At 66.3% G+C, this 24828-nt stretch carries 30 protein-coding genes and 2 pseudogenes; 14 read left to right on the forward strand and 18 right to left on the reverse strand.

All coding sequences use genetic code 11. The features are described from left to right. Positions 1-109: 109 nt before the first annotated feature. On the forward strand, positions 110-1150 hold the full coding sequence (locus Q8814_RS13225; RefSeq protein ID WP_330152507.1) for an NAD(P)-dependent alcohol dehydrogenase: 1041 nt from the start codon (positions 110-112) through the stop codon (positions 1148-1150). A gap of 49 nt (positions 1151-1199) precedes the next feature. Here the strand turns inward: Q8814_RS13225 and Q8814_RS13230 are convergent, their stop codons facing one another. Both Q8814_RS13230 and Q8814_RS13235 read right to left on the reverse strand, forming a co-directional pair. Then, on the reverse strand, positions 1200-1982 hold the full coding sequence (locus tag Q8814_RS13230; RefSeq protein ID WP_330152480.1) for a SigB/SigF/SigG family RNA polymerase sigma factor: 783 nt from the start codon (positions 1980-1982) through the stop codon (positions 1200-1202). Then, entirely contained in the window at positions 1979-2410 is a 432-nt protein-coding gene (locus tag Q8814_RS13235; protein ID WP_330152481.1) for an ATP-binding protein, read from the reverse strand. The genes Q8814_RS13230 and Q8814_RS13235 overlap by 4 nt, the downstream gene beginning before the upstream one ends. Positions 2411-2810: 400 nt before the next feature. On the opposite strand from Q8814_RS13235, the gene Q8814_RS13240 reads away from it, so the two are divergent. Beyond that, positions 2811-3176, forward strand: coding sequence for an STAS domain-containing protein (locus tag Q8814_RS13240; RefSeq protein ID WP_330152482.1), 366 nt, complete (start codon positions 2811-2813; stop codon positions 3174-3176). Between the two features lie 3 nt (positions 3177-3179). On the opposite strand, the gene Q8814_RS13245 is transcribed toward Q8814_RS13240, so the two are convergent. Both Q8814_RS13245 and Q8814_RS13250 read right to left on the reverse strand, forming a co-directional pair. Then, positions 3180-3668, reverse strand: coding sequence for a UDP binding domain-containing protein (locus Q8814_RS13245; RefSeq protein WP_330152508.1), 489 nt, complete (start codon positions 3666-3668; stop codon positions 3180-3182). Then, positions 3654-4214 (reverse strand): annotated as a pseudogene (locus Q8814_RS13250) (nucleotide sugar dehydrogenase); the annotation flags it as partial. The pseudogene Q8814_RS13250 and the gene Q8814_RS13245, both read right to left, overlap by 15 nt. 171 nt (positions 4215-4385) lie before the next feature. On the opposite strand from Q8814_RS13250, the gene Q8814_RS13255 reads away from it, so the two are divergent. Beyond that, complete coding sequence (locus Q8814_RS13255) at positions 4386-4943, forward strand: hypothetical protein (RefSeq protein WP_330152483.1); 558 nt, start codon at positions 4386-4388, stop codon at positions 4941-4943. A 96-nt stretch (positions 4944-5039) separates the two neighbouring features. On the opposite strand, the gene Q8814_RS13260 is transcribed toward Q8814_RS13255, so the two are convergent. The 4 genes from Q8814_RS13260 to Q8814_RS13275 form a co-directional block, all read right to left on the reverse strand. Continuing rightward, the gene (locus Q8814_RS13260) at positions 5040-6263 is read right to left on the reverse strand and encodes a glycosyltransferase (RefSeq protein ID WP_330152484.1); all 1224 of its coding nucleotides are present in this window, start codon (positions 6261-6263) and stop codon (positions 5040-5042) included. Then, on the reverse strand, positions 6260-6916 hold the full coding sequence (locus Q8814_RS13265) for a glycosyltransferase (RefSeq protein WP_330152509.1): 657 nt from the start codon (positions 6914-6916) through the stop codon (positions 6260-6262). The genes Q8814_RS13260 and Q8814_RS13265 overlap by 4 nt, the downstream gene beginning before the upstream one ends. A gap of 138 nt (positions 6917-7054) precedes the next feature. Next, a complete protein-coding gene (locus tag Q8814_RS13270) occupies positions 7055-7417 on the reverse strand; it encodes a hypothetical protein (protein WP_330152485.1) in 363 nt (120 codons plus the stop codon). 53 nt (positions 7418-7470) lie between these two features. Next, complete coding sequence (locus Q8814_RS13275) at positions 7471-7704, reverse strand: hypothetical protein (RefSeq protein WP_330152486.1); 234 nt, start codon at positions 7702-7704, stop codon at positions 7471-7473. A 243-nt stretch (positions 7705-7947) separates the two neighbouring features. Between Q8814_RS13275 and Q8814_RS13280 the strand changes: the two genes are divergently transcribed. Together Q8814_RS13280 and mbp1 are read left to right on the forward strand one after the other, a co-directional pair. Next, positions 7948-8193, forward strand: a complete 246-nt coding sequence (locus tag Q8814_RS13280; RefSeq protein WP_330152487.1) for a DUF6480 family protein — start codon at positions 7948-7950, stop codon at positions 8191-8193. A gap of 33 nt (positions 8194-8226) precedes the next feature. Next, entirely contained in the window at positions 8227-8463 is a 237-nt protein-coding gene (gene mbp1 / locus Q8814_RS13285; RefSeq protein ID WP_330152488.1) for a microaggregate-binding protein 1, read from the forward strand. Between the two features lie 55 nt (positions 8464-8518). Here the strand turns inward: mbp1 and Q8814_RS13290 are convergent, their stop codons facing one another. After that, positions 8519-9193, reverse strand: coding sequence for a PAS and ANTAR domain-containing protein (locus Q8814_RS13290; RefSeq protein WP_330152489.1), 675 nt, complete (start codon positions 9191-9193; stop codon positions 8519-8521). Between the two features lie 176 nt (positions 9194-9369). Between Q8814_RS13290 and Q8814_RS13295 the strand changes: the two genes are divergently transcribed. Further along, complete coding sequence (locus tag Q8814_RS13295) at positions 9370-9570, forward strand: hypothetical protein (protein ID WP_330152490.1); 201 nt, start codon at positions 9370-9372, stop codon at positions 9568-9570. Positions 9571-9583: 13 nt separating this feature from the next. On the opposite strand, the gene Q8814_RS13300 is transcribed toward Q8814_RS13295, so the two are convergent. From Q8814_RS13300 to Q8814_RS13320, 5 genes are all read right to left on the reverse strand, one after another. Next, positions 9584-11008, reverse strand: coding sequence for an alpha,alpha-trehalose-phosphate synthase (UDP-forming) (locus tag Q8814_RS13300; RefSeq protein ID WP_330152491.1), 1425 nt, complete (start codon positions 11006-11008; stop codon positions 9584-9586). Between the two features lie 152 nt (positions 11009-11160). Beyond that, positions 11161-11319: a hypothetical protein gene (locus tag Q8814_RS13305; protein ID WP_330152492.1), complete on the reverse strand. Its 159-nt coding sequence runs from the start codon at positions 11317-11319 to the stop codon at positions 11161-11163. Next, entirely contained in the window at positions 11309-11686 is a 378-nt protein-coding gene (locus Q8814_RS13310) for a MerR family transcriptional regulator (RefSeq protein WP_330152493.1), read from the reverse strand. Before Q8814_RS13310 ends, Q8814_RS13305 begins: the two co-directional genes overlap by 11 nt. 100 nt (positions 11687-11786) lie before the next feature. After that, positions 11787-12374 (reverse strand): type 1 glutamine amidotransferase domain-containing protein, encoded by a 588-nt coding sequence (locus Q8814_RS13315; protein ID WP_330152494.1) that lies wholly within the window; start codon positions 12372-12374, stop codon positions 11787-11789. Positions 12375-12452: 78 nt separating this feature from the next. Then, entirely contained in the window at positions 12453-13979 is a 1527-nt protein-coding gene (locus Q8814_RS13320; protein ID WP_408015899.1) for an FAD-dependent oxidoreductase, read from the reverse strand. 142 nt (positions 13980-14121) lie between these two features. Here Q8814_RS13320 and Q8814_RS13325 point away from each other — a divergent pair, with 142 nt between their 5' ends. Next, entirely contained in the window at positions 14122-15303 is a 1182-nt protein-coding gene (locus Q8814_RS13325; protein ID WP_330152496.1) for a zinc-dependent alcohol dehydrogenase, read from the forward strand. On the opposite strand, the gene Q8814_RS13330 is transcribed toward Q8814_RS13325, so the two are convergent. Continuing rightward, the gene (locus tag Q8814_RS13330) at positions 15281-15868 is read right to left on the reverse strand and encodes a DUF2231 domain-containing protein (RefSeq protein ID WP_330152497.1); all 588 of its coding nucleotides are present in this window, start codon (positions 15866-15868) and stop codon (positions 15281-15283) included. The genes Q8814_RS13325 and Q8814_RS13330 overlap by 23 nt on opposite strands. 235 nt (positions 15869-16103) lie before the next feature. On the opposite strand from Q8814_RS13330, the gene Q8814_RS13335 reads away from it, so the two are divergent. Then, on the forward strand, positions 16104-17120 hold the full coding sequence (locus tag Q8814_RS13335) for an alpha/beta hydrolase (RefSeq protein WP_330152498.1): 1017 nt from the start codon (positions 16104-16106) through the stop codon (positions 17118-17120). Next, a pseudogene (locus tag Q8814_RS13340) lies at positions 17117-18148 on the forward strand (DNA topoisomerase IB); the annotation flags it as partial. The gene Q8814_RS13335 and the pseudogene Q8814_RS13340, both read left to right, overlap by 4 nt. Positions 18149-18188: 40 nt before the next feature. On the opposite strand, the gene surE reads toward Q8814_RS13340, so the two are convergent. Beyond that, positions 18189-18980 carry a 5'/3'-nucleotidase SurE gene (surE, locus tag Q8814_RS13345; RefSeq protein WP_330152499.1) on the reverse strand — a complete coding sequence of 264 codons (792 nt, stop codon included), beginning with the start codon at positions 18978-18980 and terminating at the stop codon, positions 18189-18191. Between the two features lie 2 nt (positions 18981-18982). Beyond that, positions 18983-19957, reverse strand: a complete 975-nt coding sequence (locus Q8814_RS13350; RefSeq protein ID WP_330152500.1) for a 1-phosphofructokinase family hexose kinase — start codon at positions 19955-19957, stop codon at positions 18983-18985. Positions 19958-20083: 126 nt separating this feature from the next. Here Q8814_RS13350 and Q8814_RS13355 point away from each other — a divergent pair, with 126 nt between their 5' ends. From Q8814_RS13355 to Q8814_RS13370, 4 genes are all read left to right on the forward strand, one after another. Continuing rightward, positions 20084-20542 carry an SRPBCC family protein gene (locus Q8814_RS13355; protein ID WP_330152501.1) on the forward strand — a complete coding sequence of 153 codons (459 nt, stop codon included), beginning with the start codon at positions 20084-20086 and terminating at the stop codon, positions 20540-20542. Next, a complete protein-coding gene (locus tag Q8814_RS13360; protein WP_330152502.1) occupies positions 20539-22128 on the forward strand; it encodes a phytoene desaturase family protein in 1590 nt (529 codons plus the stop codon). The genes Q8814_RS13355 and Q8814_RS13360 overlap by 4 nt, the downstream gene beginning before the upstream one ends. 216 nt (positions 22129-22344) lie before the next feature. Beyond that, complete coding sequence (locus Q8814_RS13365) at positions 22345-23031, forward strand: HemK2/MTQ2 family protein methyltransferase (RefSeq protein ID WP_330152503.1); 687 nt, start codon at positions 22345-22347, stop codon at positions 23029-23031. A gap of 73 nt (positions 23032-23104) precedes the next feature. After that, positions 23105-23260 (forward strand): CDGSH iron-sulfur domain-containing protein, encoded by a 156-nt coding sequence (locus Q8814_RS13370; protein ID WP_330152504.1) that lies wholly within the window; start codon positions 23105-23107, stop codon positions 23258-23260. 153 nt (positions 23261-23413) lie between these two features. Here Q8814_RS13370 and Q8814_RS13375 read toward each other — a convergent pair whose 3' ends face one another. Beyond that, positions 23414-23569, reverse strand: coding sequence for a DUF6131 family protein (locus Q8814_RS13375; RefSeq protein WP_330152505.1), 156 nt, complete (start codon positions 23567-23569; stop codon positions 23414-23416). Positions 23570-23746: 177 nt separating this feature from the next. On the opposite strand from Q8814_RS13375, the gene Q8814_RS13380 reads away from it, so the two are divergent. After that, positions 23747-24661: a glycosyltransferase family 2 protein gene (locus tag Q8814_RS13380; RefSeq protein ID WP_330152506.1), complete on the forward strand. Its 915-nt coding sequence runs from the start codon at positions 23747-23749 to the stop codon at positions 24659-24661. The last annotated feature ends 167 nt before the right edge of the window (positions 24662-24828 follow it).

The raw sequence follows: 24828 nt of genomic DNA on the forward strand, positions 1-24828 counted from the left end.
CTGTATGAGTCACCGAGCTGTGTGAACCGCGAGGCGCACCCGCAAGAGCAAACCGCGGGTGCGCCTCGTCCTATGTGCGGGTAGGCATGTAACCATGACCGACCCAGCTATCACGACCGCCGCCGCCTACGCCGCGACCTCGGCGGACGGACCCCTGACAAAGACAACCATCGAGCGGCGCGCGCTCGGACCGCGCGACGTGCTCATCGAGATCGAGTATGCGGGTATCTGCCACTCCGACATCCACGCGGCCAGGAACGAGTGGGGCGGCACCAAGTACCCGCTGGTGCCCGGCCACGAGATCGTCGGCATCGTCGCTGCGGTCGGCTCCGGCGTGAGCGCACACGCAGTGGGGGACCGCGTCGGCGTCGGGTGCTTCGTCGACTCGTGCGGTGACTGCGATCCGTGCCGGACCGGTTACGAGCAGCACTGCACCGAGCGGGTCACCGGCACCTACAACTCGGTCGGCCGGGACGGTCTGGTCACGCAGGGCGGCTACTCGACGCATATCGTCGTCACGGAACACTTCGTCCTGAAGATCCCCGAAGGGCTCGACCCTGCCGCCGCAGCACCGCTGCTGTGCGCCGGCATCACCCTGTACTCCCCGCTGAAACGCTGGAATGCGGGTCCGGGCACCAAGGTCGCGATCATCGGCATGGGCGGACTCGGGCACGTAGGCGTGAAGATCGCTGCAGCGCTCGGCGCGGAGGTGACGGTGCTGAGCCATTCACTGTCGAAGAAGGACGACGGGCTGCGCTTCGGCGCCACCGAATACGTCGCCACCACCGATCCGCAGGCGCTGAAAAGCCTGCGGGGCAGGTTCGATCTGATCCTGAACACCGTGTCGGTGAATCTGGATATGGACCGCTACCTGTCGCTGCTGCGACTACACGGCACCCTCGTCGAACTCGGCCTGCCGGAGAATCCGCTCACGCTGCGCGCGTTCTCGCTCGGTGTCAACGATCGTGCGATAGCCGGATCGAATGTCGGCGGGATCGCCCAGACTCAGGAGATGCTCGATTTCTGTGCCGGGAAGGGGATCGGCGCCGAGATCGAGCTGATCTCCGCCGATCGAATCAACGAGGCGTACGACCGGGTGGTGGCGAGCGATGTGCGCTACCGGTTCGTGATCGACGCAAGCACCTTCTGAGCCGATCCCGGGTGGCCGAAATCTGCCTTCGGCCACCCGGAATCAGACGCTAGAAGCTTTCGCCGAGCTGTTCTCGCAACTGGGCGAGAGTTTTCGTGAGCAACCGCGACACATGCATCTGCGACACCCCGACGCGTTCGGCGATCTGCGTCTGGGTCATGTTGCCGAAGAATCGGAGCAGCACCACCTGACGTTCCCGTTCGGGGAGCGCCTCGAGCAGGGGGCGCAGCGCCTCGTGATTCTCGACGTCGTCGAGCGCGGCGTCGTAGTCGCCGAGAGTGTCCGCGAGAGTCAGACCGTCGTCGCCGGACGGCGAAGCCCGATCCACCGACACGGTCTGATAGGCGTTACCCGCAACGAGGCCCTGCAGGACTTCTTCCTGGTCGATGCCGAGTTCCCGAGCGAGTTCGCTCGGTGTCGGGGCCCGGCCCAACTGCTGGGACAACTCCGACGTCGCCTTGCTCAGCGACAGGTGTAGTTCCTTCATGCGACGCGGCACTCGCACCGACCAGCCGGTGTCGCGGAAGTGCCGACGAACCTCGCCCATGATCGTGGGTACCGCGAACGACACGAAGTCCGACCCGCGTTCCGGATCGAATCGGTCGATGGCGTTGACCAGTCCCAGGCGTGCCACCTGCAACAGATCCTCGGATGCTTCTCCGCGTCCTTCGAAGCGTCGTGCGATGTGTTCTGCGAGCGGCAGGCAACGTGCGATGACGTCGTCCCTGATCGCCGACCGTTCCGGGTCGTCCTCGGTGAGGCTGAGGAGCTTCGTCAGCGTATCGGTGACATCGGCGTACTCGTCGCTCGTCCTCCCCTTGTTGCGGTTCACCGAGCGGCGCTGCTTTCGGCGATGGACAGGTCGATCGTGGTGACCGTGCCGTTCGCGTCGTTATCGGTAGAGACCGACACGGAATCGGTGAGCGAGTTGAGCACATGCCAGCCGAACGAACGGGGCTGGCCGATCTGAGCGGCGTCGCTGCTCGGAGCGGACAGACTGATCTTCAGGAGCGGGGGCGTTGCCTGGAAACAACACTTGAGGGTCGAATCGGCTGGCGAGTTCATGATCAGTCGGGTAGCGGCTTCGTCGACGGCAAGTTTGACGTCTGCCACTGTATCGAGATCGAAGTCGTGCTGCAGGGCGATCGCCGCCGCGACTGCGCGCAGCACCGACAACTGATCGGGTTCGGCCTTGACCCGCAGTTCGACTATCGGGGGAGTGTGTTCACGTGCCGAATCGATCGACGCGGATTTCGCCATGGGTCTCTGTTCTCCGTGACTGCGCTTAGCGGTATCGGTATCTCGTGGGTGGGGATCGTTCGCGTTCTGTCGAGTGAGGTTACCCAGGCTCCCGAATCTCAATCGCGACCCACCCCGGGATCGATCGAGCAGGTCGGTGCCGCGAGTCGGGCCGGACGGGAGACAGGTTGAGTACCAACCTTCGGTGCATTACTGTAAGAAGCGGTTGAGCACACAGCCGGGAACACGGAAGCGCCACGCGGATGCGCGGTTCTCCGGTGGGGATCGAGGTGCCGCCCATCGTCGTAGCGCTTTCTGAAATTCTCTGATGTTGGGAAGTGCAATGACAGTTTCTCAGCGAATCACCATGCCGAGCCGATCCACGATTTCTACGTGGTCGGTTCGTTCCGTCTCTTCGGAGATGCCGTGTGAATCGTCCGTCGGTGCCCAGTTCACCTCGCAGCAAATCAGTTCTGGGCTGGTGTGGGTCGGCGTGACGGGGGAGATCGACATCCGCAATGGGGATGCACTGCGTAGTTTCGCGTGCCGGCAGTTCGAGTCCTCGCAGCGACTGGTGCTCGATCTGGCCGATGTCGAATTCTTCGGATCAACCGGACTGGCCGTATTCGAAGGATTGGACGACTGCGCGAAGCAGCACGGAGGTCGGTGGGCGCTTGTGTGCGGCAGGCCTGTACAGCGACTCCTACGGGTCGCGGATACGGGTATTCCGATTCAGGTGCACACCTCTCTGGAAAGCGCGATGAGAGCATTGCGTCTCGTGGCGTAAGGCTCATCGGCCTTCGCGTCCGGACGCTTCGAAGCCGTTGCCGTGCAAGGTAAATCCTTGCACGGCAACGGATTTTTCGTCGACCACATTGCGCGTATCGACGATGGTGCGGCAACGGACGGCGTCGCCGAGCCGACTCCAGTCGAGCGTTGCGAACTGCGGCCACTCGGTGAGAACCACCAGAGCGTCGGCGCCCTGCGCCGCACGGTACGGGTCCTCGGCCAGATCCAGACCGCACAGCGGTGATTCGGCGCCGGGGGAGAGCGCCGGGTCGTAGCCGCAGAGGACCGCACCCGCCTTCTTCAGTTCGCTCGCGACCGCAAGTGCCGGCGAATCACGCAGATCCGACGTTCCGGATTTGAAAGTCAGCCCCAGCAAAGCAATTCGGACTCCGTGGAGCGATCCGCACGGTGAGCCCGTCACAGCCTCGGTGATGTCCGCGACGACCTTCGCGGGCCGGAGACCGTTCGAGCGCACAGCGGCGTCGAGCACCGTGAAGTCGACACCGGCCAGACGAGAGCTGTTCAGCAGAGCCGCGGTGTCCTTCGGCAGGCACGAGCCGCCCCATCCCGGTCCCGGCTACAGGAACGCCTCGCCGATCCGGGGATCGGCTCCCGCACATCGCGTTACCTCCCGGACATCGGCTCCGACACGCACACACAGGTCCGACAGCTCGTTGACGAACGACAGTCGCAGTGCCAGCAGCGCATTGCTCGTGTACTTTGCGAGCTCCGCGCTCTCGGGGCTGGTGAACAGCACAGGTGCGTCGAGGCCGGCATACAGGTCGGCAACGATCCCGGCACATGCCTCGTTGTCGGCACCGATCACGATCCGGTCGGGATGCAGGAAGTCGTGCAGGGCATGACCTTCTCGGAGGAACTCCGGGTTCGATACGAGATGCACCCCGTGCGATGCGGCGACCGTGGCGCATCGCCGGGTGGTGCCGACCGGCACGGTGGACTTCACCACGACGGACCCGGCGCGAGCACCTCGCGGACCTCGGTCACTGTCGATCCGCGCGTAGGGAGGCGATCGCACAGGTGGGACCCGAGAAACTGGGACCCGAGAAACCCGGCGCCACCGGTCACCAGAACCCGATCGAATCGTGTCGTGGCCGGGCGATACCCCCGGTAAACGGGCACAAACACACCGGGCGTTTCCACTCGCTGCCGGTCGGGTAACCGCTCCGTAAAGTCCTGAGGAGGAATTATGAGCACGAACGATTGGATCGCACTGGTCATCATCGTCTTGGTGGTGTTGCTGTTGCTCGCGGGGATCGTGTGGGCGCTGCGCCGCCGCGGAGCGGAGAAGCGGCGTACGGAGGCCGCACAGATCCGTCGCAAGATCGACGAGAAGAGACCTTCCGTCGAACAGCGTGCCGTCGTCGCCGACCAGACCGAGGCGGAAGCCCGCCGCGCCGCCGCCGATGCCGAAGCGAAGGCGGCCGAGGCGGCAAGGCTGCAGAACCGGGCGGACAGCCAGCGCACCGCCGCCGACCGCTCGCGCTCGGAACTGGACGAACAGCGTAAGCGGGCGGACGAACTCGATCCGCGATCCGGCACGCGCACCGAGGCGCACACCGAGGGGAACCGCCATGTCGGCACGGCCGGCCCCGACCGCACCGGAACCGGCGGATACGCCGATACGACCGGCAACACCGGCACGAGCGCATCCGACGACACGACCGACCGGGCCGGCTCGCATCGGCTGGAAGGGCACGGGCTGCCGGGCACGCACCGGGACACCGGAGAACCGCCGCGCAGGTGATTTCGGGGTGAGGACGGAAACCGGGGCGTCGAGACGCCCCGGCTTCCGTCCTCGCAGCTTCCGTCGTCATTGCTCTCGCCTACGTCGTCCCAGCGCTCACCGCATACCGATACGTGCCGACCGCGTGACGCGGCGAGCCGGTACGCAACGCTGATAGGTGCGAACGGTGTCTGCCGCCACGCGGTCCCACGAGTAGCGGGCCGACGCACGATCGCGGCCTGCGATGCCGTAGGTGGCGAGGGTGGTGGTATCGGCCAGTAGTTGTCGAGCGGCCGCCGCCACGGCTTCGGGCGAGCGCGGCGGGATCAGGCAGCCGGTGACACCGTCGACCACCGTGTCGAGCATCCCGCCGACCGCCGAGGCGATCACGGGACGGCCGCACGCCATGGCTTCGAGCGGCACGATTCCGAAGGGCTCGTACCACGGCGTGCACAGCACGATGTCCGCCGAACGCAGGAGCGCGGGCATCTCTCCGCGGGACACCTGTCCGGGCATACGGACACGGTCGCGCACGCCGCATCGCTCGGCGACGGCAAGCAGGCGGGCCGCCTCCGGATCGTGGGAGAGGGAGCCGTTGGGCGGCCCACCGGCAATGACCAGCTCGGTGTCCGGCAGCAGTGCCAGCGCCTCGATCGCAACGTCGAATCCCTTACGCGGAACCAGTCGGCCGACGGTCACCAGTCGATGGGCGAATTTCCGGGGCGGCCCCGCCGGACCCGTCGGTTCGAAACGTGCCAGGTCCACACCGCACGGCACGACCGACGTGTGGGAACGTGGCAGGCCCATACGAGCAAGCTCGAACACCTCGTCGGAGCACGTGGCGGCGACACGGTTTGCGCCCCGCGCGATGAGTTTCTCGAGGCGGATCCGATCGGCCGGGCTGGTGTCCGCCGACCCCTGGTGACGCCGCTTGACGACACCCAGAGCATGAAACGTCTGCACCGTCGGCAATGCCGAAGAGCGCGCGGCCAATTGTGTTGCGATGCCGGACATCCAGAAGTGTGCATGGGTGATATCCGGGGGATCGGCGGACCACTCCTGCTCGAGGAAGCTTCCGAATTCGCCCATCAGTGGAAGGAGTTCGTCCTTCGGTAGATGTGTGGGTGGGCCGGCCGGGACATGAACGACCTCGTAGTCTTCGCGTGCCCGAACGCGGTCGGGAAGGTCGGGGTCGTCGCGACGCGTATAGACGGCGACTTCGTGGCCGGCACGCACTAGTGCCGCGGACAACTCCGCGACATGGACGTTCTGTCCGCCGGCATCTGCGCCACCCGGCGCGGCGAGCGGGCTTGCATGTTCGGACACCATCGCAATCTTCATGGGCTTCCCTTCCCCGTGACATCGGCCGGCAACCGGTTCCAATCCCCGTGGAACCGGTCCAGTCCATACGTCGCGCCAGCGGCGTCGCGAGCCGCTTTTCCACAGATCGCAGCCACCTCCGGCTCGTGTACGAATCTGCGGATCGCGGCAGCCGGTACTTCCGGATCGGCCGAGACCACACCGGCCGTGCGCGGTACCGCCGCGGGCGCCTCGGTCGCTGCGACCGCAACCACCGGCATCCCCATGTGCATCGCCTCGATCAGTGACAATCCCAGGGAGGTCCAGTGCGCGGTGTGCACATACACCCGCCGACGCGCGACCTCGTCGTGCAACTGCGCTGTGAGCAGGTCGCCGCACCCGACGACATCGCCGTCCACGTGCCGGTGCAGATCTTCCGTACCGATGCCGAACACGTCGATGGGCGCGGCACCCGACAGGGGAGTGAGAGGGTCGGTGCCCGTGATCCGTCCCCGGCGCACAGGTTCGTTGATCATGGCCGCGGCACGCGGTAGTTCGCCGTAGATCGCCGGGATATCGGTGCCGGGCCAGGGCCGACCGCACCGGCCGCGTCCGAGCGGTCCGCCCTCGGGCAGCGTCGGCAGCAGATAGCGATGCGGCTCGTGGACGAAAGATGTTGTCCACGAGCCGTGCACATGCCAGAGCAGAACATTCGACGGTGTGTCGGTGGCCACGGGCATAGAAGTCGGGTGCCCGCCCCACCAGCGACTAAACCGTTCCTGTTGATCTTCCGGTGGATTCCGGGTGGCCGGTCCTCGCCCGGACCGGTGACTTCATCGCGTGAGCACACCGGCGGAAATGCCGGCATACATCACCATCAGGACAAACAGCGCCCAGCCTGTGCCGTGCCAGATGGGCCAGCGACCACCGGCCTTCCACACCTGGTAGGTGCGCACGAAGGCGCCCAGGCCGCCGAGCAGCAGAATGACGACGGGTCCGAACGTGAGGATCTGCCGTGCGGGGTCGGTGCAGACGGCGAAATCGGCGTCGGCGCAGCTCTCGCCGTCGATCACCGTGGCCCACAGGACCACGCCGAGCATCACCAGCAGTGCCAGGGCGATTACCGCGCCCGCGTACCACGCGGCGTGCCGGAACAGCCGGGGTTCACTCCAGCGTTTCTCGACGTCTTGTGTCATCGAACCTCCTACAGGGAGAGTCGTCTGCGTTCGTTTGGTCCGCACGCGCGTGTTCAGGCTCGGTCGGCGAGCTCGCCGTGCCCGGCCTTGCGCGCGCAATGGGCGCAGCAGTACATCACACCGTCGGCTTCGACGCCGTGGCCGACAATCTTGCAGTGGCAGTGCGCGCATTCCGGCGCCATCGCGTGAATCGCGCACTCGAAGCTGTCGTACGTCCCGGTGACGTTCTCGCGGGTGAGTGTGAAGGTCTTGTCGTACTCGTTTCCGCAGGTATCGCATGTGGCCATCTCGTCGCTCCTCCTACCGGATCAGGCCCGACGGTCGGGTTTGCACCGATCGGGTGCCCGTCCCGGCACGTCGGCAAACGCGGCCGCTGCCGAGACCGCCGTGGGCGGAACCGAAGGAATTCGGATGTGTCGGGCCCGCGATCGTGGGTACACGACAAGAACGACACCGACCGCGGCCGGGACCGACGCGCTGTCACTTCACGTGCTGTATCGGTGTCGCGGGACCGACCTCGAGGAGGACACGTGAGCGTTTCCGATCCCGAACCGCACGGCAACACCGACCCCGATCCGAATGTCACTCCGGATCTCGAGCCCGGCGGCGGGGTCTCCCCGGGTTCGACCCCTCCCGATTCGGCGGGCACGTCCGGACTGTCGGCGCCGGAGCCCGACACCAGAAAGCATTTTCCCGCTACGGGATGGCTCACGATCGCCGCGGCCGTGGTGATCGTACTGATTTTTGTAGCCGTCATCATCGCCGTGATCCTCTGACACGAGGATCCTCTGACAACGAAGGAGCACCACATGTCGGATGAAAAGAGTGGCCCGAGCGAAGGCGTCAAGGGTGCCGTCGAGGGCATCAAGGGTAAGGCCAAGGAAGCCGCGGGCGCGCTCGCCGGCAACGACGATCTCACGCGTGAAGGCCGGGCCCAGCAGGACAAGGCCGAGAATCAGCGCGAGGTGGCCGAGAAGGAAGCCGAGGCGGAGGCGGCACGTAAGAAGGCCGCAGCCGACGAGGCCCGCCAGCGAGCCCAGCAGTAGATATCAGCGGAACGGCCCGCGTGGCGTGCCGACCCTGACGAGCGTGTGTCCGGTGTCAGTTGCCGGGCACACGCTCGTGCAGAGTCATGAGTATGTGGTCGAACGCGATCCGGTCCGTCGTCGGAATTCCTGCGCCGGTGCTGATTTCGGCAACGAGTTGTTCCGCGAGCACACGTAGTTTGACGTTGGTTTCCTGAGAGCGCCACGCGAGGATTTCGAACGCGTGCTGGGAGGAGATCGAGTACACGACCATGAGAGCGCCCTTCGCCTGCTCGATCACGGCGCGTGTTTCGGCCAGTGCGTTGACGGCCTCGTCCACGCTCTCGCGGACGTCCTCTTCGAAAACGTCCGACAGGTCCAGGTAGAAACCGGAAGTGCCGAGTACCTTCCCGTCTTCGTCGAGCAGTCGGTCGCCGATCACCGCGACGCGTTTGACGTTCCCGGCGGTATCGATGATGCGGTGTCTGCTGCTGAACGGTTCCCCTGCCGTACGTACGGCCTCGAGGACCTCGGCCATGTGCTCCTTGTCCTCGGGGTGCTTGTGCTGGAGGATCAGCTCGGTCGTGGGCCGCATGGGGCCCGATTCGTAGCCGTGCATCTGCGCGACGGCATCGGACCATTCCCAAGAATCGTCGGCGAGCAGATACCGGAAACTCCCCACGTGCTGTTGAGAGCTACCGGCGATGCGCAGTGCCAGCGCTTCGTCCTCTCGGGTAATACGGTCGGTCATAGGTCCGATTATGGTGCACAGCCGCCGACCGGGGCCGAGCGCCCGACGCTCGTGCTGCCCGGGCTGTCGCCCGGATCCGGAATTATACGAGGATGGCGCGTTTTTTCCGGTTTCCGGTCGGGTACCCGACTGCAACGAACGCGTGTCGGACGCGTTGTGAAGCCGGAGGTGGAACTGTGCGTCTGTTGACTCTCGTCGTCCTGGTCTGGTTGATCGTGGGTGTGGTCGCCGCTGCGCAGCGGGACTACTTCTCCAACTCGGAGCAGAACTGCGCCGGTGTCGCGACCGTTGCGGTGACCGTTATCGCCGGTCCGCTCAACTATATGGGCGTCAACCCGAAGGTCACCGATTGCGAACTCCCGCAGCCCAGCGAGTGAGGGACGGTCGCTCTCACGCCCGGCCCTGCTCGGTGAGGTCGCCGAGGAAGGAGTGCGCCCAGCGGTCGACGTCGTGCGTCATCACCTGTGTGTGCAGCGACTTCATCCTGCGCGACGCACTCGCAGGGTCTTCGTTCACCGCCTCGACCACCGCGCGTTTGACATCCTCGAGGTCGTGGGGGTTGACGAGGCGTGCGCGTCTCAGTTCCGCTGCGGCACCCGCGAACTCGCTGAGGACGAGTGAACCACTGCCGTCGCCGTGACACGCGACGTATTCCTTGGCGACGAGATTCATGCCGTCGCGTAGCGGAGTGACGAGCATGACGTCCGCCCCCGTGTACATCGCCACGAGTTCATCGCGATCGACGGGCCGGTGCAGGTAATGCACGACAGGTCGTCCGAGCTCACCGAACTCCCCGTTGATACGGCCCACTTCCCGCTCGACGTCGTCGCGCAACTGGGCGTACGCGGACAGTCGTTCGCGACTCGGGGTCGCGAGCTGCACCATGACGACCTTCTCGGGGTCGAGGGTGCCGTCCGTGAGCAGTTCGCGCAGTGCTTCGAGACGGACGTTGATGCCTTTGGTGTAGTCGAGGCGGTCCACGCCGAGCAGGACCGTCTCAGGGTCTCCGAGTTCGGATCGGATCTGCTTGGCACGCAGCCGGATTGCGGCCTCTTCGGAATGACTGCGGAGCTGCCCGGAATCGATGGAGATGGGATATGCGCCTACTCGCACCCGGCGGTCGCCGAGGTCGATGAAACCGCCGCCGGCGGTGCCTCGGGGTTGGGCCGGAAGGTCGAACAGGCGCCGGGCGAGGTAGAGGAAGTTCTCGGCTCCGCCCGGCAGATGGAAGCCGACCAGATCGGCGCCCAGCAGACCGCCGATGACTTCTTTGCGCCACGGCAACTGCAGAAACAGCTCGGGCGGGGGGAACGGAATATGGAGGAAGAACCCGATCGTGAGGTCGGGTCGCAGGTCGCGGAGCATCGCGGGGACGAGTTGCAGTTGGTAATCGTGTACCCACACGGTTGCGCCCGGTGCCGCCGCCCGGGCTGTCGCCTCGGCGAAGCGCCGGTTGACCCGCTCGTAGACGCTCCACCAACGGCGGTGGAAGGTGGGCGCGACGACGGCGTCGTGGTACAGGGGCCACAGTGTGGCGTTGGAGAACCCCTCGTAGTACTCGGTGACCTCGTCCTCGCTCAGCGGTACCGGGTGAAGTGTCAGCCCGTCTTCCGTGAACGGTGCGAGATCGACATCTGCAGTGCCGGGCCAGCCCACCCACGCGCCGTCCGTGGAACGGAGTACCGGTTCGAGCGCGGTGACGAGGCCGCCCGGACTGCGGCGCCATACGGGCGGTCCGCCGTCCGATGACGTTTCCAGGTCCACGGGCAGCCGGTTGGCCACCACCACGAAATCGTTCGGTGTTGTCTCGCTCATCGCTATCCGTTTCCCGAAAAGTGCGCTGTTCCCACCCACGCTCGACGAAATCTATAATCCGACTATAGATTTGTGATTTCGGAATTGATACACATTGGAGCAAAGTCGCTGGTCGGTGCGCGCGTTCCCCGCGGATGTGAGCGCTCGATGTGTCAGTTCTCGAGATATTCGTCGTCGATTGTTGAAAAATCCTCGAACATGGCGTCGATGCGGCGTTTGATCTCCTCGGTGCTGAACCGCACGCCGTGAGGGGGAGTGGCCGGTGCAGTCGCCGCGCCGGTCGCGGAAGCCGGGTTCGTGTCAATGGTCATCGAAAATTCTTTCTGCTCGGAGCCGGGCGATATCGGACTCGAGGCGGGCATTGGCCGACTCGAGTTGTGCATTGTCCGACCTGAGGCACTCGTTGCGTTCCTGAAGCTCGTCGCGGTGGGATTCCAGCCGGAAAATATGGGCGATACCTGCAAGATTGATCCCGGCCTGCGTGAGTTCGGCGATGCGGCGCAGGCGCGCCACATCGCTGTCGCTGTAACGGCGGGTGCCGCCCTCGGTTCGCGAAGGGCTCAACAGGCCGCGCCGTTCGTACAGACGCATGGCCTGGGGGTCGACGCCGCACAGTTCGGAGGCCACCGAAATTCCGTACAGGCCGCGCTTACCGTCGCGGAACGAAGTCGTGCTCATGCCTTCTCCGTCGGTGCTGGAAGTGCGTACGCAGCTAATCTAGGCCGACGGAATCAAAAAATCGATATGTATGGTCACAGATAGCTCGGGTGGCGACGGGTCACTCCTTCACGGCCGCTACATCGGCGAAAATATCGAGGACCGCGGCACAGAATGCCGGCAGATCGTCAGGATTACGGCTGGATACCAGGTTTCGGTCGATGACCACTTCCTCGTCCACCACGGTGCCCCCGGCGTTCCTGATATCGGTGCGAACACTCGGGTACGACGTCAGAGTGCGGCCTCTCAACACGTCCGCTTCCACCAACGTCCACGGTCCGTGGCAGATGACGCCGACCGGACGTCCCGATTCCACGAAGTCCCGTACGAAGGCCACCGCGTTCTCGTCCTGACGCAAGTGATCCGGATTCGTTGTGCCCCCGGGCAGCAGCAGACCGTCGAATTCGTCCACTGCCGCGTCGGCCACCGTCCGGTCCACCGGATACTTTCCGGCCGCGTTGACATCCTTCTTCATCGCCTGGATCTCACCGGTCTCGAGAGACAGCAACTCGACGGTCGCGCCTTCCCTCTCGACAGCGCGACGCGGTTCGACGAGCTCGACCTCCTCGACACCGTGCGTCGCCAGGACGGCAATCGTCCGTCCCGCCAGCCGGCCGTTCGCCCATGTGCTCTTGTCGTCGGAGCTCATGTCTTTCCAACCCCTCTCTTCCGATCGATGCTCCCGGTTACCCGGACCGCACGACGCGGAAACGTTCCCGAAGGGAGGTCAACGTGTGCTCAGATCGCTGGTGGCCGGGCCCTCCAGGACGGCACCGTCGGGGGCGAAGCGGGAACCGTGCAGCGGGCAATCCCACGACGCTTCGGCATCGTTCCAGCGCAGTACACCTCCGAGGTGCGAGCAGACCGCGGTGACGCGGCGGGTATGTCCGTCCACGGTGGACACGCCGACCGGCCGGGCACACTCGCGTGCCACGCGACCCTGACCTTCCATGGGAGGCGCCGAGGTGTCCGAGGCGGTCTCGGCGTTCCACCACCCGCGGGCAAGATGCACTCCCACCGCGGCGTTGAGCTTCGCGGCGCTGGGGGCATCGAACAGTTGTGTCGGGCTCCACGCGGCGAACGCCGGGGCCCATGCCTCCACCCGGGCGTCCCGGTTCCCGGTGATCCGTGACGCCAGCAGGTGTGCCGCGGTTACCGCATTGGTCATGCCCCATTTGCCGTAACCCGTGGCCACCGAGACCCGGTCGGTGCCGGGCAGCAGCGAGCCGACGTACGGCAACGAGTCGAGCGTGCTGTAGTCCTGCGCCGACCATCGCGCCACGGGCCGCGCCCCTGGGAAGTGACGTTGCGTCCACGACACCAGATCGTCCGCGGCGGTACGTGGTGACTCGTGACGCCCCACGACGTGGCCGTTGCCACCCACCAGCAGCAGTCGGCGACTTCCCGATGCCCCGGTGCCGGACGAGTTGCCGGCCGGCGCAGTGCGGAGCGACCGTGTCGGTGAATCGACCGACAGATACATTCCCTCGGGTGGGCTCTCGGGAAGCTCGAACGCGGCGGCATAGGAGCGGTCCGGCTCGAGCCGAGCGAAGAAGCCGCCCCGGTCCAGGATCGGAGTGCCGGTGGCGAGTACGACGTGCGCGGCCCGGAGTTCACCGTCGTCGGTCGTCAGGGTGCACCCGGTATCGTCGGTCCGGGCTGCGCGCACACGGCGGCCCGTGAACACCGCTCCGCCATTCGCGCGGATCTCCCGCACCGCGGTGCGCAGCATCGGCATCGGATCGAACTGGATCTGATCGGGCAATACCACGGCGGCAGCGACCGGGTAGGGCAGCGCGGTCTCCTTCACCGACCGGGCCGGCAGTCCCGCCGCGCGGCAACTCCGGTATTCCGCATCCACGGATGCGACATTGCCGGTACTCGCTGCGTACGTGTACGCATCCGCCGTTTCCGTCTCCACGCCGTTGTCGCGACAGAACTCGACGAGCCACTGCTGGGCGGCGAGGTTGCCGTCGACGTATGCCTGCACGACATCGCGGGAATGGCGCCGCGAGAGCTGGGAGAGCGCGGTGCCCTGAAGGAGACTGATCTTCGCGGTCGTGTTGCCCGTCGACACCGCTCCGACATCACGCGCCTCGACCACTGCGACGCGCTGCCCGGCGCGGGCCAGGAGCAGAGCGGTCACCGTGCCGGTCAGGCCCGCGCCGACGATCACGACGTCGTACTCGCTCTCGCGCGCTGACCAGTCGTCGAGGGGGTCGGTGGCCGATTCGGCGTCGCGCGCGCGCCACAAGGAGGCTCGATCATTTCTGTTCGTCACGGCTACCGGTTACCCGCATCCGCGCGGTTTATCGCAGTCCCCGGTTTGTCACGGCCGGCGTCGGGTACGCACCGGAGCACGTGCCGTAGGTCCGGTGGGATTCGGAGGAGCAGAGATGAAGGCAGTGACATGGCAGGGTCGGCGCAACGTCAGCGTGGACACGGTCCCGGATCCCAGGATAGAAAAGCCGTCCGACGCCGTCGTCCGCATCACCACCACCAACATCTGTGGCTCGGACCTGCATCTGTACGAGGTACTCGGCGCGTTCATGTCTCCCGGCGACATCCTCGGCCACGAACCGATGGGGATCGTCGAGGAGGTCGGCTCCGCCGTCACGAACCTCGCACCCGGCGACAGGGTGGTCATTCCGTTCCAGATCTCGTGTGGGCAGTGCTTCATGTGTGGTCACGGACTGCAATCGCAGTGCGAGACGACGCAGGTGCGCGAACAAGGCAGCGGTGCAGCGCTGTTCGGCTACTCGAAGCTGTACGGCAGCGTACCCGGCGGACAGGCGGAGTACCTGCGGGTGCCACACGCGGACTCGACGCACATCAAGGTGCCGGAGGGCCCGGCCGACGACCGGTTCTCGTACCTGTCGGACGTGCTGCCCACCGCGTGGCAAGCGGTCGAATACGCCCACATCCCCGACGGCGGCAGCGTCACGGTGCTCGGTCTCGGCCCGATCGGTGAGATGGCCGGACGCATCGCGATGCACCGCGGTGCCCGGGTGATCGCCGTGGACCTCGTTCCGGAGCGGCTCGCGCGCGCGTCGTCGCGGGGCATGGAGACGATCGACCTGAGGGAGGCGGGCGACGACCTCGCAGACATCATCCGCGACCGCACCGACGGGCGCGGCACCGACTCGGTCATCGACGCGGTAGGCATGGAAGCCCACGGATCCCCCGTCGCCAAGTTCGCGCAGACCGCGACGGGTTTCCTGCCGTCGGCGATCGCCGGACCCCTGATGCAGAAGGCCGGGGTCGATCGGCTCCATGCGCTGTACACGGCGATCGACGTGGTGCGGCGCGGCGGCACGATCTCGCTCAGCGGGGTGTACGGCGGGATGAGTGACCCGATGCCGATGCTGACGTTGTTCGACAAGCAGATCCGGCTGCGGATGGGTCAGGCCAACGTCCTGCACTGGGTGCCCGAGATCCTGCCGCTGCTCACCGACGACGATCCTCTCGGTGTGGATACCTTCGCGACCCACCGGTTACCGCTCGCGGAGGCTCCGCACGCCTATGAGATCTTCCAGCGGAAGCAGGACGGCGCCATCAAGATTGCGTTGACTCCCTAGCCGGGACAACTCCGGCCGCCGTACCACCGCCGTGCTGTCGGACACCGCCGTGCTGCTCGACCTGCTCGACGCGGGCGCCGAGCACATACGCCAGGTGCCCGCCGAGCAGCCCGCCGAGCCCGATCAAGGCCGTGCCGGCCGTGCTCGCCGCCACGGCTGCCGGTCGCGGACCCCGGCGCCGGCCGAGGTACGACAGTCCGAGCAGGGACACCCCCGTTGCATTCACGGCGGCGTGCACCAAACCGACCCGGCGCTGCACCGGTGTGCACTCCGCGAAGTCGGTCCAGCCGGTCATGATGGTCGGCACGGCGGCCGCCAGACCCACTCCGATGAGCTGTCGTGCAGCGTGGGGTTTGCCGAAAGCGAAGTCGAACAGAAGCGCGGCAGTCCAGGTGCCGATCGGAACGGTCACGAGTGCCGGATGGAGGGGGTGGCCGGGCGCGATGTCGCCTCGGAGGAGCGCCCCCGCGCTGCCCGAGGTGAGTTTGCGGATTGTGTCGCGGATGGAATCGGACGGCCCATCCAGTGCCGACGTCGATTCGATGCGTGAGAAGAGTTCTGTCATGCGCCCGGGGTACCTCGGGCGTGCGTGCCGAAACACGCCACGGCCCGGATGACCTGTTCGTGACCGCATAGCAACACGAACACGTTTTCGCCTGTACGCGTCAGGGTAACCACCCTTATCGAACGCGTCGCCCGATCCGGGCGCGCCGTACAGGAGGTTTGCCGTGCTGTCGTTGGAGTCGGAGTGGCAGGGAGAGAACCGAACTCATGCAGGCGGTAGCATCCGCTCACGGATCGTGCGCAGCGCTACCCGGGCACTCGCGAAACCGGTTGTCGGGGCCTGGATGGCGCGTCCCGACCTCGCCTGGCCGCTCACGCTCGTCGACAGCGCGGCGGGTCTGCTGCCGCGGCCCGCGAACGCGCAGTACCTCGACGTGGATCTGGGGGAGTGCTCCGCCGAATGGGTTCGTGCACATTCGAAAAGTACATCCAGAGTGGTGCTGTATCTCCACGGTGGCGCATTCCTGATGGGCGGGCTGAACACCCACCGGGCGCTCGCGGTGGCGTTGTCCGACCACGGCGACTGTCCGGTCCTCAACGTCGACTACCGGATGCTTCCCACCGCCCCGATCGGGCATGCGGTCGAGGATGCGGTTCGTGGGTACAAGTGGTTGCGCGACAAGGGGTATCGGGGCGAGGACATCGTCGTCGCGGGTGATTCGGCAGGTGGCTACCTCGCCTTCATGACCGCCCTGGCGATTGCGGAATCGGAGATGTCTTCTCCTGCAGGTATTCTCGCGCTATCTCCATTGATCGACACCGACGTCGATCGCAGGGCCGCACGCGACACCGAGGTGGTGTGCCCGATGTTTCCCGATGCGGCAGTCGATTCGCTCGTGCAGTACATCCAGGCGACGCAGACACGGCTCGTGGTCGAGGGCGAGCCCGGCCCGCTCGTCTGTCCCCTCGACAACGATCTCAGCGTGCTACCGCCGGTGATGATCCATGCCGGGGAGGACGAATTGCTCCGCAGCGACGCCGAAGCGATGGCCGAACAGGTCCGTGCCGCGGGCGTTTCGTGCGACCTTCACCTGTGGCGGCGCCAAGTGCACGCCTTCCCGGTCTTCGCCGATGTGCTGCCGGAGAGCCGTCGCGCGCTGCGCAGCGCCGGACAGTTCGTCCGCACGGTGACCGGGACGCCCGCGCCGAACAACACCGTCGCCGCCGATACCCTCGCGCCCAGTACCCTCGCGCCGAACAACACCCCGTCGAACGACACCGCGCGTGGCATGGAGGAGGCGTCCGTGGCGTGAGACTGCGCCGCAGTGTCCTCGACGGCCCGGGAATCCGCAGAATACGCCGCGGTCGCGGATTCTCGTACGTCGATACCGACGGCAACCGCGTGGTCGACGAGGCACTCCTGGCACGGATCGCGGATCTCGCGATTCCCCCCGCGTGGCGCCGAGTGTGGATCTGCCCGTACCCGAACGGGCACATCCAAGCGGTCGGTGTCGATGCCGCAGGCCGCCGCCAGTATCTCTATCACGAGCAGTGGCGCGAAGAGCGGGACGAGGAAAAACACGACCGTGTGCTTGCCATGGCCGCACGGCTACCCGAATGGCGGGCACAGGTGCAAGCCGACCTGCAGGCGCGCGGCATATCTCGGCGTCGCGTCGAAGCGGTCGCGCTACGTCTGCTCGATCGTGCCGTGTTCAGGGTGGGTGGTGAAGAATACGCGGAGGAGCATGGCACGCACGGCGTCGCGACCCTGCTCCGAAGTCACGTGCGACTCAGCGGTGCCACCATGGGATTCGACTATCCCGCGAAGGGCGGTATCCGTCGCCGCGTCACCGTCGAGGACGCCGATCTGGCCAGGGCGGTGCGCGCACTCCGACGCGTCCGTACCGACTCGGACCGGTTGCTGGTCTACCGTGATTCCGACGGCCTGCACGAACTGCATGCGGACGATGTCAACGCCCGATTCAAGGATCTGGCCGGAAACGACTGCAGTGCCAAGGACTTGCGTACCTGGAACGGCACGGTGCTCGCTGCTGCCACATTCGCCGAGCAGACACCACCGCAGAGCCACCGAGGGCTCCGGCGAGTGGAAGCGGAAGTGATGCGTGCCGTCGCCGCGCAACTCGGCAACACACCCGCGGTGGCCCGGGAGTCGTATGTCGACCCACGGGTCATCACGGCGTTCGAGCGCGGGCGCACTATCCGCTCCGCGTTGAAACGGGCAGCGCAGACCGACTCGGACGACGAGGTGCGGCAGATCCTCGATCGAGCGGTGATCAGATTGCTGCGAACCGAAGCGAAGGCCCGCAAAGCCGCAGGGGCAGAAAACGGGTGCGGCCGAAGAGCTGACATCACCGGGCGAGTCAGGACCGGGTCCGGTCGGACCGAGAGAACTCCAGCTCACTCAGATCGGTGTGTGCGACCTCGAACGGCATCTGCAGCACCGTCGCTGTCGCCCACCCCCGGCACAGCAGCGCGGCATCGCTGTCGTACGAGTCGTCGATTTCGACACTGCGGAATGTCACTGCCACAGAGTGGGATTCATTGCCGTTCTCCTCGAATTCTCCGATCTCGGCCTGCACCGCACCGAATTCGGCGAGCGGCGCGGGACGCAACCCGAGCAGGTCGCCGGGCGGGATATCGGGGATGTTCACATTCAGCACCTTCCCGGGCTCGCCGTGATCGATCGCCCAGCGCACCGCCCGCTCCGCGACGGGCCCGGCCGTCTCCCACTGCGACGGCGCGGTCCCGTTCAAAGAGAGCGCGACCCCGCGGGCACCGTGGGCGGCCGCGGTCAGCGCAGCTCCCACCGTGCCCGAATGCAAAATGGCGTGACCCGTGTTGGGTCCGAGGTTGATGCCCGAGAGCACGATGTCGGGTTTCCGGCCGAAGGCACCGTACGAGGCCACGAATGTGATCAATGCAGGTGAGGCTTCGACAGCGAGGGCGTCCACGCCCGGCAGATCGGGCATATCGCGCCGCGTCAGTATCAGCTTGCCGTCCTCCTCGAGCGCCGTCAGCGAAGCGCTCGCACCGCTTCGTTCCATATGCGGCGCCGCGATCTGCACATCCAGCCCCGCGTCCACAGCAATCCGGGCCAGCAGTGCAAGCCCCGGGCTGTCGATCCCGTCGTCGTTGACGATCAACGCTTTCATGCTCAACCCCTGTCCAAGCGGCGTACCTGCACATTTTCGGCCATCTTTTCGACCGCCCGACTGTTGCCGGTGGCCAGGCCCCGGCGCGTGACGTTGACGGCTCCTGCTGCTGCGCCGAGTCGCAGCGCATCCTCGAACGGCCTGCCCGCCGCATAGGCCACCGCGAGCCCCGCGGTCATCGAGTCGCCGGCGCCGTGATGGTCGACCGTTTGTACCGGCGGGGCCTCGACCTCCCACACGACGCCGTCGTGCAGTGCAATGGCCGGTTCTGCGGCGCGTGAGACCACCACGGTCTCGGCGCCCTCTTCGTGGAGGGATTTCATCGTCGAGACGAGGTCGTCGAGGTCGTCGGAGGGTGCGCGTCCGTCCTCGATCAGATCTTCGTGGCTCACCTTGAGCAGGGTTAGCCCGCCTTCGAGCGAGGCCGTGAGAGTCGGTCCCGACAGGTCCGCGAGGACCGGGATCTTCAGCGCGGCGAGGTCCGAGCACAATCGCGAGTACAACTCGGCGGGAATGGCCTCGTCGCAATGCGGGCCTCCGAGGACCGCCACATCCGACGACATGGCAGCGGCCAGAGAGGCGCTGAACAGATCGTCGGTTTCGTGCCGGGTGAGTGTCGGGGGAGGGACCTCCACCACTTCCTTACGTTCGCCGCCGCGACGGTCGTGCACATACGAGCCGTTGTCGGATGCCGTGTGGACAGGGTGCACGGTGAGGCCCTCACGGCCGATGAGGTCGACGAGGATGCCTCCCGGCTCACCACCGAACGGTCCGCACAGGTGCACGTCCATACCGAGGATCGACGCCATCCGGCCGATCCAGAAACCCTGCCCGCCCGGGTGGATGTGCAGTTCGGTGCCGCCGTTCGGCGCCGCTTCGATCGTCACGGTCAGGAGCGGCGACGGAGCGAAGACAAAGGCGCAGGCACCCGACTTGGGGGCGGTGGTCGGCGAGGACTCGCTGGTTTCTCGTTCCATCCCCGCCGGATACCCAGCCCTGCATTTCGTCACACCCGCCGGGTGACGGTGTGGAGCGGCGCCGTCGCGGGTATGCGAATTTCCACACGGGCCGGACATCGGCTCTGCGAGCGATCAGGAGTTGGGATGCCCAAAGTCGCACAGAAGGAGACAGCAGCCTCCCCGCGTCAGGTGTGGGACGCACTATCCGACGGCTGGTGTTATGCCAATTGGGTGGTCGGCGCCTCCCGAATCCGGAACGTCGACGAGGCGTGGCCGGCGGTCGGAAGCCGCATTCATCATTCCGTCGGATTGTGGCCTGCTCTTCTCGACGACTACACCGAAGTGCTGTCCATGACTCCCGAACGCGAATTGGTGCTCCGTGCGCGGGCGTGGATCTTCGGTCAGGCCGAGATCCGGCTGACGCTGGAACCCACCACCACGGGGGGGTGTGCGATGACGATGTCCGAACATGTCGTGGCCGGAGTGCCGAGTATGTTGCCCGACCTCGTGCAGGAGGAAGTCGTGTTGCCCAGGAACCGGGAATGCCTCCGCAGGCTCGCGCTGATTTCCGAGCGCGCGATTCCGGGAAAACCGACGGCATGACCACCGAGACGGTCGATGCGGTCGTGATCGGCGCCGGCCCGAACGGTCTGACCGCGGCCTCGGTCCTCGCCGACGCCGGGTGGGAGGTGCTCGTACTGGAGGAACAGCCGGAACCCGGGGGCGCCGTGCGCAGCGCCGAACTGCATCCGGGGTTCTGCGCCGACCTGTTCAGCGCCTTCTATCCGCTCGGGGTGGCGTCCCCGGCCTTCACGGCGCTCGACCTCGAATCGCACGGTCTGCAGTGGAGCCGGTCACCGAAGGCGTTCGGTCATCCACTCGGGCCGCACGACGACGACGCCGTGGTGGTTTTCCCGGACCCGGCCGACACCGCCGCCGATCTCGAACGGCGCTTCCCGGGAGACGGGGACGCATGGATGCGCCTGGTCGAACAGTGGAACGATGTCCGGGAATCCCTGCTCGAACTGCTCCTGGGTCCGTTTCCCCCGGTGGGTGGCTCGGTATCGCTGCTGCGCACCTTGGGAACGGGGGATGCACTGCGCTTCGCCAGAATGCTCGCGCTTCCGGTGCGCCGCATGTCCGAAGAACTCTTCGGAGGTGACGCGGCGCGGCTGTTGCTGCTCGGAAACGCGATGCACGCCGACATTCCCCCCGACGCGCCGGGTAGCGGCGTCATGGGATACATCCTGACGATGCTCGCACAGGACGTCGGGTTCCCGGCGCCTGTCGGTGGTGCCGGTGCGCTGACCGATGCGCTGGTCCGGCGAGGTGAAAGTTCCGGCGTCCGGACCCTGTGCGGTCGGCGGGTCACCGACATCGAGGTCGAGGACGGCACGGCTGTGGCGGTCCGCACCGCGGGCGGCGAACGAGTGAAGGCCCGGCACGCGGTTCTCGCGGATGTCTCCGCGCCTGCGCTGTACCGGCAACTGCTCCCGGACGAGGCGGTGAGCGACCGGATCCGCGCCGATCTTCGCGGCTTCGACTGGGACACCCCCGTGGTCAAGGTGAACTACGCGCTGCGCAGTCCGGTTCCGTGGCGCTCCCGGTCGCTGGCGGAGGCCGGCACCGTACACGTCGGCGCGAACTCGGATTCGATGGTGCGATGGTCGGCGGATCTTGCGACCGGTGTGGTCCCGGAGTCGCCATTTCTGCTGTTCGGGCAGATGACGACCGCAGATCCCTCCCGCTCGCCGACGGGAACCGAAAGTGCCTGGGCCTATACCCATCTGCCACGTGGTATCACCGACGACGCGTCCGCCGACGAGCTTGCAGCACGGGTCGATGCGCAACTCGAGGCCTACGCACCGGGATTCGGAGAAGCGATTATCGCTCGCATGGTGCAGCGTCCGCGCGATCTCGAGGCAGCCGACGCGAACCTGGTGGGCGGCGCCGTCAACGGAGGTACCGCACAGATCTATCAGCAGCTGTTCCTGCGGCCCGTCCCCGGGTTCGGCGGTCCGCGTACGCCGGTCCGCGGTCTCTTCCTCGCGAGCGCCGGCGCCCACCCCGGCGGCGGCGTGCACGGGATGTGCGGCTGGAATGCAGCACACGCGGCGCTGCGCGACCGGAAACCGACCGGCTTGCTCAGGCGCGGTATCCACCGCCTCACGCGGCGGGTGCTGTCCTGACGTCGATCCGGGTGGATCACCTCGCCGCGTCACCGGTGCGGCTTAGCAGGTTTCGCGCAGAGGGAACAGGGGTATTCGCGCGCATGACCATCGATCCGATCGGCGAGACCACGGGGTTCGCGTCGGACGGTAGTCGTGCCCGCCGCACGTCGGCTTCCCTGATTGCCGCTGCCGGGATTTTCGCTCCCGGACATACACTCCCGGGGTGATGTAACTGTGACCGTTTCTCCAGCGCTGGACCGTTCGAATCATCCTCGGGTGTGGCGTCTGCCCGGTGTGTATCGCCCCCAAGAGGATTCCTTCCTGCTCGCAGCAGCTCTCCAGGACGCGGGAGGAACCCGCAACGCGAAGGTGCTCGACTTCTGCACGGGCAGCGGGTTTCTCGCTGTCACCGCCGCCAGAAGCGGAGCCGCTTCGGTAACTGCACTCGATATTGCCCCCCGGGCCGTTCTCACGGCTCGCCTGAACGCACGGTCGCGTCGGTTGCCGATCAACGTGCTTCGAGGCGACCTCGACGTCGCTGCACAGCACGGGCCCTTCGACGTGGTGCTGTCGAATCCCCCTTACGTCCCCCACGACGGCGAGTGCATCGACCCTCGCTGGGACGCCGGCCCCGACGGTCGCTGCGTGCTCGATCCGCTCTGCGACGGTTTGCCGAACCTGTTGTCGCCGGGCGGTTTTGCCCTTCTCGTACATTCCGAATTCACGGGCGTCGGCGAAACACTCGCTCGATTGCGCGCCGCCGGTCTCGGAGCGTCCGTGGTCGCACGCGACCGTATCCCGTTCGGGCCGGTGTTGCACAGCAGGGCACAGTATCTGCAGCAAGCCCGGCTGATCGAACAGGGAGAAGCAACGGAAGAGGTGGTGGTCATCCGTGCAGACCGATCCGAAAGCGGCCGCTGAATGCCCGATTGTGCATGCGAACAACCATCATCCCGGTGACGCGCGGGTGGTACGCCTGGTGAAAGGCGGACCCATGCTGGTCGAGGGGCCCGTTCGGATCGTCGCGGAAGACGGCAGCGAGACGGTGTCCGATCGATTCATGGTCGCGGTGTGCAGGTGCCGGCGTAGTGCGGTGTATCCGTTGTGCGACACCAGTCACCGTCGCGCGGGGCCCGCCCGGCGCGAGTAGTCGTCTCTTCGCAGCTGTTCTAGCACAAGTAGACCTCGAAGAAGCGGATCTCGGACACAGCAGGCAAGGCAAGAGCCCGGACGCTCGAAGCGTCCGGGCTCTTGCGTTGAACCGCGCTGATCAATAACGGTGCTGATCAACAAACCGTGCTGATCAATACCAGTGGGCACGGCCGCCGATGGCCCGGCCCGTGGCTCCCAGGATGGCCAGAATGACGCCGACTACCAGGAGGATCACGCCGATGGTGGTGAGGATGGAGATACCCGTGAAGAAACCGACCACCAGAAGAATCAGGCCCAATATGATCATGCTTTTCACCTCGCTGTCGTGTCCGATGCCTGAACGGCCTCGGAGCCTGGACTTCGAATACCCGGATTGTCCGCATCCAAACACCGTTTTCACTCCGAATTTCACCCCGTCGCATCGGAATGGAGTGCATCGGTCCGCGCGGCGTTTGTGGTCGAACCGGCCGGGTACGCACGGCTGGTGAGCCCCACAGCCCGCACGACTGTCGTCATCGCCACCCGCAACCGAGCCGCAGAACTGGCTCATACCCTCGAGCAGCTCGCCGTGTTGCGCCCCCCCGATTCCGATCGTCGTCGTCGACAACGCGAGCGACGACGACACGGTGGCCGTGGCGCATCGTGCCCGCGGCAGGATGTCGTCCCCCGGCTGCTCCGGATCGTGCGCCTACGGCGAAACGAGGGCGCTGCGGCGCGGACGGTGGGTGCGCGCTACGCCGACACCGAGTTCGTCGCATTCTGCGACGACGATTCCTGGTGGACCGGCGGGTCCATTTCGCGAGCCGAGAAGTTGTTCGACGAGTATCCGAGTGTCGCGCTGCTCGCGGCGAGCGTGATCGTCCTGCCCTCGGGTCGGCTCGACCCGGTGTGCGCCGAGATGGCGGACAGTCCCCTCGGCCACGAGCCGCACCTTCCCGGCCCGTCGGTGCTGGGCTTTCTCGCATGCTCGGTGATCGTGCGTCGCCGCGAGTATCTGGCGGCGGGCGGATTCAGCCGGTTGCTGCACTTCGCGGGGGAGGAGACTCTCCTCGCGTGGGATCTCGCCGCGTCCGGCTGGGACCTGTGCTTCGTCGGCGAACTGCAGACCTGTCACCGTCCTTCCTCGTCCCGGACCTCATCGACCGCGCGAATTCGCAGGGAACTGCGGAACGCGACGCTGACCGTGTGGCTGCGCCGGCCCGCGCAGCGCTGCCGGGAGGTGGCGCAGGAGGTGGCGCGGCAGGTTCTGCGCGATCCCACCCTGCTTCCCGTCGTACCGGAACTGGCGAAGCGCGTGCCCGCTGTGCTGCGGCAGCGGCACACGGTTCCGGAGTGGCTCGAAGCGCGGATCCGGTTGCTCGAGAATTCGGTCGTCGGAAAGGGGGACGGCCACTCGTGACCGGTCGTTATCTCCCCGCGGCGTGCTGAGGTTTTCTCAGTAGCGACCTGCATGCTCGAATTGCGTCAGGACAAGCGCTGCTTGGGTGATGGAGCCGATTCGTTTGGGGCACAGAGTGATCCTGTTGAGGGCTTGCCATCGGGTGGTGAGCAGCGCGGCGGCACGTT

This window comes from Rhodococcus chondri, assembly GCF_036327435.1.
Taxonomy (GTDB): Bacteria; Actinomycetota; Actinomycetes; order Mycobacteriales; family Mycobacteriaceae; genus Rhodococcus; species Rhodococcus chondri.

Bases quoted from the DNA above. Each gene is read 5' to 3' on its own strand.
- Q8814_RS13305 (WP_330152492.1), bottom strand. From the start codon at position 11,319: ATGACCATTGACACGAACCCGGCTTCCGCGACCGGCGCGGCGACTGCA.
- Q8814_RS13300 (WP_330152491.1), bottom strand. From the start codon at position 11,008: ATGAGCGAGACAACACCGAACGATTTCGTGGTGGTGGCCAACCGGCTG.
- Q8814_RS13325 (WP_330152496.1), top strand. From the start codon at position 14,122: ATGAAGGCAGTGACATGGCAGGGTCGGCGCAACGTCAGCGTGGACACG.
- Q8814_RS13260 (WP_330152484.1), bottom strand. From the start codon at position 6,263: ATGAAGATTGCGATGGTGTCCGAACATGCAAGCCCGCTCGCCGCGCCG.
- Q8814_RS13375 (WP_330152505.1), bottom strand. From the start codon at position 23,569: ATGATCATATTGGGCCTGATTCTTCTGGTGGTCGGTTTCTTCACGGGT.
- Q8814_RS13270 (WP_330152485.1), bottom strand. From the start codon at position 7,417: ATGACACAAGACGTCGAGAAACGCTGGAGTGAACCCCGGCTGTTCCGG.
- Q8814_RS13275 (WP_330152486.1), bottom strand. From the start codon at position 7,704: ATGGCCACATGCGATACCTGCGGAAACGAGTACGACAAGACCTTCACA.
- Q8814_RS13235 (WP_330152481.1), bottom strand. From the start codon at position 2,410: ATGGCGAAATCCGCGTCGATCGATTCGGCACGTGAACACACTCCCCCG.
- Q8814_RS13330 (WP_330152497.1), bottom strand. From the start codon at position 15,868: ATGACAGAACTCTTCTCACGCATCGAATCGACGTCGGCACTGGATGGG.
- Q8814_RS13255 (WP_330152483.1), top strand. From the start codon at position 4,386: ATGAGCACGAACGATTGGATCGCACTGGTCATCATCGTCTTGGTGGTG.
- surE (WP_330152499.1), bottom strand. From the start codon at position 18,980: ATGAAAGCGTTGATCGTCAACGACGACGGGATCGACAGCCCGGGGCTT.
- Q8814_RS13310 (WP_330152493.1), bottom strand. From the start codon at position 11,686: ATGAGCACGACTTCGTTCCGCGACGGTAAGCGCGGCCTGTACGGAATT.
- Q8814_RS13370 (WP_330152504.1), top strand. From the start codon at position 23,105: ATGCTGGTCGAGGGGCCCGTTCGGATCGTCGCGGAAGACGGCAGCGAG.
- Q8814_RS13315 (WP_330152494.1), bottom strand. From the start codon at position 12,374: ATGAGCTCCGACGACAAGAGCACATGGGCGAACGGCCGGCTGGCGGGA.
- Q8814_RS13355 (WP_330152501.1), top strand. From the start codon at position 20,084: ATGCCCAAAGTCGCACAGAAGGAGACAGCAGCCTCCCCGCGTCAGGTG.
- Q8814_RS13290 (WP_330152489.1), bottom strand. From the start codon at position 9,193: ATGACCGACCGTATTACCCGAGAGGACGAAGCGCTGGCACTGCGCATC.
- Q8814_RS13240 (WP_330152482.1), top strand. From the start codon at position 2,811: ATGCCGTGTGAATCGTCCGTCGGTGCCCAGTTCACCTCGCAGCAAATC.
- Q8814_RS13350 (WP_330152500.1), bottom strand. From the start codon at position 19,957: ATGGAACGAGAAACCAGCGAGTCCTCGCCGACCACCGCCCCCAAGTCG.
- mbp1 (WP_330152488.1), top strand. From the start codon at position 8,227: ATGTCGGATGAAAAGAGTGGCCCGAGCGAAGGCGTCAAGGGTGCCGTC.
- Q8814_RS13360 (WP_330152502.1), top strand. From the start codon at position 20,539: ATGACCACCGAGACGGTCGATGCGGTCGTGATCGGCGCCGGCCCGAAC.